This is a genomic window from Novosphingobium silvae, from assembly GCF_009856825.1.
GTDB classification, from domain to species: Bacteria; Pseudomonadota; Alphaproteobacteria; order Sphingomonadales; family Sphingomonadaceae; genus Novosphingobium; species Novosphingobium silvae.
Genome location: NZ_WVTD01000043.1, coordinates 1 through 10,388, shown reverse-complemented (window position 1 = coordinate 10,388; position 10,388 = coordinate 1). Strand labels below are relative to the sequence as shown.

General features: G+C 61.0%; 7 protein-coding genes and 2 pseudogenes. 5 read left to right on the top strand and 4 right to left on the bottom strand.

Annotation, left to right across the window (positions count from 1 at the left end; translation table 11 throughout):
* The first annotated feature begins 146 nt into the window (after positions 1-146).
* From budC to GR702_RS21550, 4 genes are read left to right on the top strand one after another with little or no spacing between them, the layout of a single operon-like run.
* Positions 147-947 carry a meso-2,3-butanediol dehydrogenase gene (gene budC, locus GR702_RS21565; protein ID WP_337192674.1) on the top strand — a complete coding sequence of 267 codons (801 nt, stop codon included), beginning with the start codon at positions 147-149 and terminating at the stop codon, positions 945-947.
* Between the two features lie 38 nt (positions 948-985).
* Complete coding sequence (locus tag GR702_RS21560) at positions 986-1,942, top strand: TonB-dependent receptor (protein ID WP_160987576.1); 957 nt, start codon at positions 986-988, stop codon at positions 1,940-1,942.
* A complete protein-coding gene (locus GR702_RS21555) occupies positions 1,943-3,310 on the top strand; it encodes a TonB-dependent receptor (protein WP_160987575.1) in 1,368 nt (455 codons plus the stop codon). It abuts the gene before it with no gap.
* A 3-nt stretch (positions 3,311-3,313) separates the two neighbouring features.
* Positions 3,314-4,159 (top strand): PQQ-binding-like beta-propeller repeat protein, encoded by an 846-nt coding sequence (locus tag GR702_RS21550; RefSeq protein ID WP_160987574.1) that lies wholly within the window; start codon positions 3,314-3,316, stop codon positions 4,157-4,159.
* A 24-nt stretch (positions 4,160-4,183) separates the two neighbouring features.
* Here the strand turns inward: GR702_RS21550 and GR702_RS21545 are convergent, their stop codons facing one another.
* The 3 genes and pseudogenes from GR702_RS21545 to istA form a co-directional block, all read right to left on the bottom strand.
* Positions 4,184-5,743, bottom strand: a complete 1,560-nt coding sequence (locus GR702_RS21545) for an integrase catalytic domain-containing protein (protein WP_237449877.1) — start codon at positions 5,741-5,743, stop codon at positions 4,184-4,186.
* A gap of 87 nt (positions 5,744-5,830) precedes the next feature.
* A pseudogene (gene istB / locus GR702_RS21540) lies at positions 5,831-6,538 on the bottom strand (IS21-like element helper ATPase IstB); the annotation flags it as partial.
* Positions 6,535-8,040 carry an IS21 family transposase gene (gene istA / locus GR702_RS21535; protein WP_419880314.1) on the bottom strand — a complete coding sequence of 502 codons (1,506 nt, stop codon included), beginning with the start codon at positions 8,038-8,040 and terminating at the stop codon, positions 6,535-6,537. The gene istA and the pseudogene istB, both read right to left, overlap by 4 nt.
* A gap of 147 nt (positions 8,041-8,187) precedes the next feature.
* On the opposite strand from istA, the gene GR702_RS21530 reads away from it, so the two are divergent.
* Positions 8,188-9,846 (top strand): pyrroloquinoline quinone-dependent dehydrogenase, encoded by a 1,659-nt coding sequence (locus GR702_RS21530; RefSeq protein WP_160987572.1) that lies wholly within the window; start codon positions 8,188-8,190, stop codon positions 9,844-9,846.
* A 415-nt stretch (positions 9,847-10,261) separates the two neighbouring features.
* Here the strand turns inward: GR702_RS21530 and GR702_RS21525 are convergent.
* Positions 10,262-10,388, bottom strand: a pseudogene (locus tag GR702_RS21525) (methylmalonyl-CoA epimerase); the annotation flags it as partial.

Here is a 10,388-nt window from a genome sequence, read left to right as displayed (position 1 = left end):
GACCGAAAACGCGCTGATCTTCGCCCTCGTCGGCCAAGTCGCAGCCGAAGCCGGCGTGCTGCTGATCATCATGTCTGCGGGGCCGGGCTGAGCGCCGTCCCGAAAAATCGACTTCGGCAGCGGGCTGATAACATGGAGAGATGGCTGTGGGCGGACGCTTCGAAGGTAGAGTTGCGCTGATTACCGGTGGCGCCTCAGGTATGGGGGCGGCGTTCGCACAGACCTTCGTCGATGAAGGTGGTCGTGTTGTTATCGCCGATCTGAACGATGAGCTCGGCGCGCAATTCGCTGAGGGCCTCGGTTCCAATGCCGTGTACCGGCGTACAGATGTATCGGTCGAGGAAGACGTCGCAGCGACCGTGGATGCTGCAATGTGCAGATTCGGTCGGATCGATGTCCTGTTCAACAACGCCGGCATCGGTGGGATGGGCTCGACCAGCGACACCTCAGCCGATCTCTGGCGCAAGGTCCTGGAAGTCGACCTGTTCTCGGTGTTTTACTGCTCTAAGGCAGTGATCCCGCACATGAAGGCCATTGGTGGCGGGTCGATCATCAACAATGCGTCGATTTCGGGCCTTTCCGGTGATTTCGGGATGGCATCCTATAATGCGGCCAAGGGCGGCATCGTCAATTACACCAAGAACCTCGCACTCGATCTGGCCGGGCAGGGCATCCGTGTGAATGCGATATGCCCCGGGGCCATCGACACGGCTCTGTTCTCGGGCGTTGCACAGGTTCCCGGTCTTCTGGACGCGTTCATCAATGCCATTCCGCTTGGCAGGCTTGGGGCTGCCAAAGAGGTGGCAGAGGTCGTGGCGTTCTTGGCCTCCGATGCGGCGTCTTATGTCACCGGAGCAGCTATCCCGGTCGATGGCGGCGTGGTGGCGGCTACGGGGCTGCCAAATCTGAACCGCTTCATGGAAGGGCTCAAGGCGAAGTACGCCTGATCAAGCACGCAAAAGTATAACACAAAGGGGAGAGTGAAATGACGATCGAGTCTTACTCGTCGAGGATGAAGTGTGCCCGCTTGACGGCGGTCCTTCTCGCATCGACCGCACCAGCCACGGCCTTCGCGCAAGCCGCCGGAGAAGCCCAAGATCGGCCGGCTCCGCCCGCTTCAGCAACTCGCAGCGAAAATTACGGTATCGCCGAGATTGTCGTCACCGCCCAGAAGCGTGAGCAGAAGCTCAACGATGTCGGCATCTCGATTTCGGTGCTGGGCGGAGACCAGCTCGACAAAATGTCGATCAAGGATTCCACCGCAGTCGTGAACGCGGTTCCCAATGTCGAGAACACCTCGATCTATGGCCCAGGGACGAACACCAATTTCTCGGTGCGCGGCGTCGCCCAAAACGATTCCAACGACGGCACCGAGGCTCCGATCGCTACGTACGTCGACGACGTGTACCTCGTGACGACCGGCGCCGGTGCATTCCCTCTCTATGACATGCAGCGCGTGGAAGTTTTGCGCGGGCCGCAGGGAACCCTCTTTGGCCGCAACAGCACCGGCGGTCTGATCCACTACATTTCGAGCAAGCCGGTCGACAAGTTCGAGGCCTCGATCAGCGGTTCCTACGGATCGTACGATGACCGGACTGTGACGGCCATGGTCAATGCCCCTGTCGCGCCCGGCATCCTCGCCGTGCGCGTGGCGGGACAATACCACGACAACGATGGCTGGCTCGACAATCGCACGGGCAACCAGCCCGACGGCGGCCAGGTTAAGTCGAAATCGATCCGTGGATCGGTTCTTTTTACGCCGACCGACACGCTCACCAACGTGCTGCGCGTCTCGTACGACAAGGCAAGTGGCTACACGAGCGGGATCTGGCGCGACGCCATCGCTCAGGATCCGTCGACTGGCTATCAGTACACGCTGCCCAAGGGTTCGCCTGACGCAGTGGGTGTCGGGCCCGTCAGCGGCGAGTCCGACAATGGTTAGTTGCGCAAGCTGCTGGGAGCCAAATCGTTCCTCGCGATCAATAAGCTGGACTGGAAGATCGGCGATGTGACCGTGACCTCAGTCACGGGCTACAACCACTATCGTCGCAACACGGTGGAGGATTGCGACGGCACTCAGGTCGCCATCTGCGCGACGCACTACAACAACCCAAGCCATCAGTTCTCGCAGGAACTGCGCGCTTACATCGATGCCGGTTCCAGCCGCTTCACTGTCGGGGCGTACTACCTCAATCAGGTGCAGGAGCAGAACATTCTGGCTCCGCTTGCGCAGTTTGCCGGTCCTGGGTCGGTCGCGCTGAAAGCCAATGTCTACCAGCGCTCGAAAGGCTATGCCGTTTTCGGAAATGCCGAGTTCGACCTCGCGTCGAACCTGACGCTCATCGCGGGCCTGCGCGGCTCACGCGATGAGAAGACGATCCAGCAGGTGAACGGCATCTATCAGCCTACTGATCCGACCAATCCGTTTGTCGGATACGAAAAGGATGCCAACCTCCCAGTCGGCGCGGCCGTCGGCGAGAATGTGTTCACGGATGCGACCGCGGGCGGTCTCAACCACATCAAGGAGAACCTGTGGTCGGCAAAGGTCGAGCTAGATTACAAGCCGTCGCCCGACACGCTTCTCTATGCCTCATTCAGTCGCGGCGTGAAGGCGCCTGGCTTCAACAACGGTCTGGTTTCCGTCGGCCTGCCGTTCCAGCAGTTCCGTTATGCGCAGGAAACCCTTCTGGCCTACGAGGTGGGCGTCAAGGCGAGCTTCTGGGATCGCCGCGGCAACATCAGCGCCTCGACGTTCTATTACGACTACAGCGACTATCAGGCCATCTCCTTCGTCGGGGTCGGCTCGTTCATCACGAACAACGATGCAAAGCTCTATGGCATGGAGGCGGATCTCACTCTTAAGCCTTTCCCGCGTGTCACATTCCAGGCCAATGGCGGCCTTCTTCACTCCAAGCTCAACGATGTGTCGAATGCCGGCCTGTTCGTGAACGACGCCAAGATGCCGATCGCACCGTCGTGGACGGCTTCGGCGCTGCTGCGATATGACCTGCCGATCGACGGTGGGAACAAGACCATCGGCTTCCAGATCGATGGCCGGGCCCGGTCGCACTTCTACAACGATCCAGCGAATGACCCGGCTGCGCGCGTTCCATCCTATGGTGTCGTGAACGGGCAGGTCGATATCGCCGACATCGACGACAAGTACAGGCTCTCTGTTTCCGTCAAGAATATCTTCGACAAGCGCTACAAGACGTCGATCTTCCTGCTGAACGGCGTGGCCGGATATCGCTACGGCTTCTACGGTCCGCCCCGCTGGGTTTCGGCCGACCTCACGATCAAGTTCCACTAAGACATGAAAACCGGCAGCATCGTGGCCCTTCGCGCTTTCGCATTGTTCCTCCTGGTAGCTGGAGGGTTGATTGCTGCCGGTGGCGGGTGGCTCACTGCTTTGGGTGGGAGCATCTACTACCTGCTAGGCGGGACGGCTGTGATGCTTGCCGGCATTCTCCTATGGATCAGGCGCTCATCAGGCGCTTGGCTCTATGCCGGGTTTCTCGCACTGACTGCGATCTGGTCGTTGTGGGAGGCGGGGCTCAATGGCTGGGGTCTTGCACCCCGACTGATCGGTCCGGGGCTCATTGGAATGCTCTTCGCTCTGCCGTTCGTGCGACGGGGTTTGGGCGAGGGGGATCCCTCCGACGCGCGGGCTGGATATACCGCAGGAGCATTGGGATGCGGCACTCTCGCAATTGTTCTGGTCGCAGCGCTTATGCCGTCAGGCAATCCCGCCCTATCGGCCTCACCTCCAGTACGATCGCTTACGAACCCTGGCGGGCAACCCGATGGGCAATGGCAGGCCTATGGCCGAGATAATGCCGGAACACGATTCTCGCCGCTGACCCAGATCAACACGACCAATGTGGCCAAGCTTCAGCCGGCGTGGTCCTATCGCACGGGCATCGTTCAAAAAGGCACGCAGAGCCCTCTTGAGGCGACGCCCATCCTGGTGGGGGATACGCTTTACCTGTGCTCGCAGACAAACGTCGTGATCGCTCTGGATCCCGAAACCGGCAAAGAGAAGTGGCGTTTCGATCCGAAGGTTGATTGTAGCGCGACAAACAGGATGAGGATTCGTATTGCCTCACTGAGAGATGTTCCCGACCGATGGTTCGGTTGCCTCAGCGGAATGTTCCCTTAGCAGATTTGTATTCTGCAAGCCAGTTCAAGGACATGTGGGGCGAGAGCCGGCGAAGCGTAACGCAGCCGGCTCTCGCCCCACATGTGCAAAAATTTCGCCAGCCTCGGTCCGGGGGCCGAAGACCAGGCGCTGTGCTTCTTCGGCTCGCCATATCTTGAGCCGGCGCTGAATGGTCCGCAAAAGCTTGTCTGGATATTGACCAGGGTGCTCCCGCTGCAAGCGTTCCATAAGTTCGCGCCCTGTCCGCCATGGCTCGGCCCGATACCAGGCGTGGAGCTGATCTGTGACGGCCACCACCGGGTCCGGCCGGCGTCGGCCGCGCTTGGTCTGCGATTTTGCTCGAGCCGTTGGTCTTGCTTCCCCGAGCTGCCAGGCAGTCCGCAAACCCACAAAGAACTGATCGAGCGTTGTGTCATTCGCCACGACGGCCTCACCGGGCTTGTCGGCCAGCACGACAAGCCGCTCCTGACAGTCTCGGATTTGGCGCAGCAACTTCACGGGATCGAGGCGTTCCAGTGTCTCGGCGAGCTGGGAACGAACCGCATCGGTCGTCCTGGGATCATCGATCAGGCGTTGGGCCGGCGTCGCCGGTTTGTGATATCGTTTCGTCACCTTAGCGCCGTCGCGGTGCTTTTCCGCGAGCTTGAAGGATGGCTGGAAGAAGTTCCCGTAGAACCGTTGCAAAGCATAGAGTTCGGCCAGCACGCTGGTCGCCGCGATACCCTCGAAGCGGCGATAACCGACTATGCGGCGCACAATGGCCCCATTTTTCTGTTCGACCCAAGCCTGGTCATTCTTGCGGTAGGGTCGGCAACGGGTGAAGGTGATCGAGTTCGCCACGCACCAGTCGCGCACCGTCGGGTTGAGGAAGACGCTGTCATTGTCGGTGTCGAAGCCAAGCACCGCCATCGGCAGCTGTCCGCGCAATTCGTTGAGCACCGCCACCAGTAAATTCTGCTCACGGAACAACAGTGGCGCGCATTCGGTCCAGCCCGTGGCGATATCCGTCAAAACCAGCGTTTGTGCAAAGCTCCCTTTCGCCACTGGCCCGCTGTGCGAGACCAGATCTGCCTCAAAATGGCCGGGCGCCGGATCATCCCAGTCGTCGAATGTCCGGATCGGGATACTACGCCGTAGGGCGGATTGCCTGGCAGTCCGGCGCCGCGGGGCGCCTGTCGCCGTCGCGCGGATTTCCTTCAAGGCGCGGTCGATCGTCGCCGGGCTCATCTGCAGCAGTCGCTCTTTTACTTCACCGTCGAGCTCGAGATGGCCGCTGCGTTCCATCGCGCGCACCAAAATCGGAATCATCACCTTCAATCGTTTCGAACAGATGCGGTCGGAGGCCTCCCACAGTACCGTCAGCGCCTCGCGGACCGCATCATTGTAAAGGCGTCGACCAAGACGAGAGCTTTGGGGCGTGGCCCGTTCTGATCGCATCAGGCGCATCCCATGCTTGCGGCAATAGCCTGTGATCCGGACAAATTCATCGAGGATGCGGCTCTTTTCCCTGCGCCCCGCTGACCGATATCGATCTCGGACCGCCGAGATCAACCCCTCCCGTGTTGCCATGCTCACCTTCCTCATTCTGATTCTCCCGACGCCGCTGGCTCGGGAACATTTCTGATGAGGCAACACTCAATTCAAAGGAGCATTTCTGGCGAGGCAATGCGAGATCGTGGCGTGATGCACGAGCCTGTCGACCGCAGCGAGCGTCATTGCCGGGTCCGGGAAGACGCGGTTCCATTCACCGAAGGGCTGGTTGGCGGTGATGAGCAGGGATCTGCGCTCGTATCGGGCACTGATCAGTTCGAAGAGGACGGAGGTCTCCGCCTGATCGCGTGAGACGTAGGCAAAGTCGTCGAGAATGAGCAGATGATATTTGTCGAGCTTGGCGATTGCGGATTCCAGCGTCAGTTCGCGGCGAGCGACCTGCAGACGCTGGACGAGGTCAGAGGTGCGGGTGAACAGCGCTCGCCAGCCATTTTCCACCAATGCCAAGCCAATCGCCGCCGCCAGATGGCTTTTGCCTCCGCCTGGCGGGCCGAACAGGATGAGATTGGAACCCTGGTCGAGCCAACCATCGCCGGCGCACAGGGCCATGACCTGTGCCTTGGAGATCATCGGCACGGCCTCGAAGGCGAAGCAGTCCAACGTCTTGCCCGCCGGCAGGTGGGCTTCAGCCAGATGACGCCCGATCCGGCGACGATCGCGTTCGGCGAGTTCGTGTTCGGCGAGAGCTGCAAGGAACCGGCTCGCGGGCCATCCTTCCTTGTCCGCCTGGGCTGCAAAATCTCCCCAGATATGCTTGATGGTTGGCAAGCGCAGTTCATTGAGCATCAGGCCCAGGCGCTGTGCGTCGATCATCGGAGCCGTGCTCATGCCGCTTCTCCCTGTTCGATCAGCCCGTCGTAGATCGAGAGCGAGACCATCTCGACCACGACTTCGGGCAGAGTGGCGGGATCGGGGCTGAAGCGGGCCCGAAGTGCCGACAGGCATGGGATCCTGCGGATTGCCAGGTCCTCCTCCAGGATATGGGCGAGCTCCGCCTCGCAGGCGCGCTCGTGGGCCATGGCCAGAAGCTCGACCATGATCCGGCAGGCTTCTTTCTCGCCCACAGCTTCCAGCAAGTGCTCGAACATGAGGCGGTAGGGCGCGCGGGGGAACAGGCTATCACGATAGACCAATCCCCGCAGCGCCATCGGCTTGCGGCGCAGGGAATGAATGACATGGCGATAATCGACAACGTGGCCGTGCTTACCGTTCACACCGGCGCGGCCGCGCTGCAGGGTCATGAGCCTTGTGCCGCCGATGAAGACATCGAGACGGTCGTCGTAAAGGCGCACGCGCAGGCGATGTCCGATCAGGCGCGAGGGGACCGTGTAGAACACCTTGCGCAGGGTGAAGCCGCCCGAGGACGTCACTGTCACGAGGACTTCCTCGTAATCGGTAGTCCGTGCGTTCGGGAGGGATTGCAGCGCCTTGCGCTCAGCATCGATGCCGGGACCGTGACGCCGGTTCCTTGCGGTCACGACTTCGTCGATGAAGCGGCGATAAGCGGCAAGGTCGGTGAAGTCCGTGGTCCCGCGCAATAACAGCGCGTCCTTCACTGCAGCCTTGATATGGCCGTGGGCGCTCTCGATCGCACCGTTCTCGTGGGCAATGCCTGTGTTGTTGCGCGTCGGCTCCATTCCATAATGGGCGCATAGGGCGTCATAGCGCTTGGTCAGGTCGGCCTTCGCATCTGCGTCCAGGTTGCGGAAGGCGGCCGACAAGCTGTCGGTACGGTGGAGCCTGGGCGCTCCGCCGGCAGACCAGAGCGCATTCTGCAGCCCTTCGGCCAGGGCGACGAAACTCTCGCCACCCAGGATGACGTGCCCATGTTCAAACCCGCCGCAAGGCAGGCGGAAGTGATAGAGCAAGTGGTCCAAAGGCGCCCCGGCGATGGCGACTTCCAGATCGTTCATGCACGTAAAATCGGACATGCCGAGCCGCCCCGGCTCATGAACCTGCCTGAAGATGACTTCCCGATCCTGGCCGTTCAGAGCGCGCCAGTCGCGAATACGCCTCTCCAGGGTCCGTCGTGAGCCGAACTCGGTATCCGGGTACCGACGGCGCAGTTCCTCGAAGATCGCGACAGGACGAAGACCGGGGGCGGCCTCCAGCATCGGCACGACAACCTCCTCGAAAATGCCCGATAGCGGATCAGGGCGCCGTCGGCCGCGCGGGGCCTGTCGCTGGGAAGGCAGGCGCGCATCCTGCAGCACCCGATAGCCGGTCGCCGGGCTGAAACCGGCCCTCGCCGCTGCCAGGGCGACGGGATCGTTACGTCTGTGGGTCATGAAAAGTCTCACCTGATGATCGTTGATGTGTCGGCCCGCCACACGCCAGGTCCTCCTTCCCAGGAAAAACCAATGCATAGCGGCCGCCGCGACCATCAAAGGCACCCTTCAAAAGGCGCCTCCTGCGTTCCGGCATCGGCTACGGGCTACGCCCTTCGCCAATCCCGGAACGCAGGATTCTCATCTTGTTTGTCGCGCTTTCTCACCCTGAATGTCGCGCGACAGGTTGATCCTACCGGGGCGTCGCTGGTCACAGCATGTCGCGGGGTAGCCTACGCACACGTTCCCAATGCGAGCGATTGTGCGGACAGGATCGTGTCGGCAACGTTTGATGCACGGCTGATTGCTCTGGATGCGCGCAGCGGGCGGCCCTGTCGTTCGTTCGGCCGAAACGGTATGGTGAACCTCAAGGAAGGCATGGGGCAGGTCGATCCCGGCTTCTATTATGTGAGCTCGGCGCCGACGATTGTACGAGGCAAAGTCATCCTCGGCGGATGGATCGCCGACAATGTAAAGGTCGGCGAGCCATCCGGTGTCATCCGAGCCTTCGATGTGGCGACGGGTGAATTCGCATGGGCGTGGGATCTTGGACGTCCCGGCTTCCACGGGAGACCGGGGCCTGGTGAAACCTATACTCTCGGTACTCCTAACAGCTGGGGGCCGATGAGCGGCGATGACAAGCTCGGGCTTGTTTATGTCCCGACTGGCAATGCGACACCGGACCATTGGGGTGGGAGCCGAACAGCGCTTTCCGACCAGTACAGCAGTTCGGTCGTGGCGCTCGACGTTCAAACCGGCGAACGACGCTGGTCGTTCCAGACCGTCCATCATGACGTGTGGGATTACGATGTTGGCTCTCAGCCAACGCTCGTGGACTTGCAGATCGGTGGTAAGCAGGTTCCGGCGCTGGTCCAGCCGACCAAGACCGGCCAGGTCTACGTCCTCGACCGACGTACCGGTCACCCTTTGGCGCCTGTGGTCGAACGACCCGTGACTGTGGATCCCGCACCCGGTGACCGTGCTTCGCCAACCCAACCCTTCTCTGTTGGTATGCCCTCGTTCGCTGGGAATACCCTCAAAGAGAGCGATATGTGGGGGGCCACTCCTTTCGACCAGCTCTGGTGCCGGATCCGCTTCCGCTCGATGCGCTACGATGGGCCTTTCACGCCGATCGGCACAAAGGAGGCTCTCGTCTCTCCAGGCATTGGTGGCGGCATGAACTGGGGCAGCGTATCGGTCGACCCCGAACGGAGCATACTCTTCGTCAATTCGATGCAGGTGCCTTCGACCGTCCGTCTGATTCCCCGTGCCACGGCAGACGCGATGGCAAAGAAGCAAAAGGGCATCAGGTTCCATGATCTGAGCCTTCCTTTGCCGCAGGGTGGAACACCGTTTGCGGTATCGGTGAACACCTTCGTGTCGCCACTTGGAGCTCCGTGCAATGCACCGCCTTACGGTCTCATGAGCGCTGTCGATCTGAACACAGGCAAGCTGCTTTGGCAAAAGCCCCTCGGCACCACGCAGGATAGTGGTCCGATGGGCATTCCACTTGGCCTCCCGATCACAATGGGCCTGCCGATGATGGGCGGCTCGATCGTCACACGCGGCGGTATCGTGTTCATTGCCGCCGCGCAGGAGCGCAGCATCCGTGCCCTGGACGCGGCTACGGGGCGTGAACTGTGGAAGGGCAGACTTCCGACGGGCGGACAGGCAACTCCGATGACCTACATATCGCCGAAGAGCGGCCGCCAGTTCGTGGTGATCGTCTCCGGGGGCAGCGTGCTTATTCAGTCGCCGCTCATGGACCGCGTCGAAGCATTTGCATTGCCGTCTCCGCGGTCCCGTTGAGGTGAACTAGAGGTGATCTGTCTAGCACAATGTGGTGGTACAGTCGGGCTGCTTACCATCAGCTGTCGGCATCGGCATCGGCATCGAGCAAACGGTCGAAGGGGCGCTGAGTACTTCGCACTTCGTAGGTCGGCGAAGGTTAGTCTGCGCTGGTGGCTTGCTTAGGGGTTACAATCGGTAGTCGGTAGAACGTCCATGTCGGGGTCGGTTGACCGGCACCGATCCCCTAACATGTGTCGACGTCTTAATCTTCGCTAACCGTGCCATTGCCTTGGCGGTAGCCCGAAGTTGCAGCGTCGAGCGCGGATGATCGGTCAGGGTGCATACGAACAGGACCACGGGAAGGGTTACCTTGGCACATTTTGAACGGGAAGAAGTTCAGCGCTGCAGTTCAGAAATGTCAGCTGACCCTTATCGGCGTGTTGACGAAGCAGACGCGCACCTGCTGACTTTCGAGCACGAACGGCTCGGTCACGTCGGTAGCGCCCATCACATCCCTGTAGAACGCGATGGAAGCGTCGAGATTGGGCGTGGCGACGCCG